The following is a 432-nucleotide window of genomic DNA, read 5'->3' as shown; positions in this document are numbered from 1 at the left end:
AGGTAGTTCAGGGTGGTGTTCTTGGTGTCGCGGATCAGGTCGGCGCGGTAGATCTTGCGCTTCTCGCTGTCGATGCCGACCACCAGCTCGTGGCGAAAGCCACCCAGTTGCAGGTCGCCGTTCAGGCTGGCGGTGGCGAAACTGTCGCTGCTCACCGCGCCGTGGGTGCCGTCGACGCGGCGGGTCACGGTGCCGTTGCTGTTCACCTTGGTCACCCGCGCCTGGTTGTCGTCGTAGGTCTCGCGGGTCCAGCCGTAGGCGAGGTGCGCCTTCCAGGCATCGTCGAGACGGTGTTCGATATCCAGGCGGCTCAGGTCGGAGCGGCCTTCGGTGATGTTGAACGGCTCGTCCAGCCGGCGGGTACGCGGGATATCCAGCGGCCTGTTGGTACGCGGATCGATGGCGGTGCCACGGTCGAACGGCGTCTTGAAC

General features: G+C 65.7%; 1 pseudogene. It reads right to left on the bottom strand.

The features are described from left to right. Positions 1–432, bottom strand: a pseudogene (locus tag IB232_RS23405) (TonB-dependent siderophore receptor); the annotation flags it as partial.

Origin of the sequence: Pseudomonas sp. PDM15, from assembly GCF_014851565.1 — a bacterium.
GTDB lineage: Bacteria > Pseudomonadota > Gammaproteobacteria > Pseudomonadales > Pseudomonadaceae > Aquipseudomonas.
The sequence above is the reverse complement of the archived record's forward strand: the minus strand, read 5'-3'. Positions and strand labels throughout refer to the sequence as shown.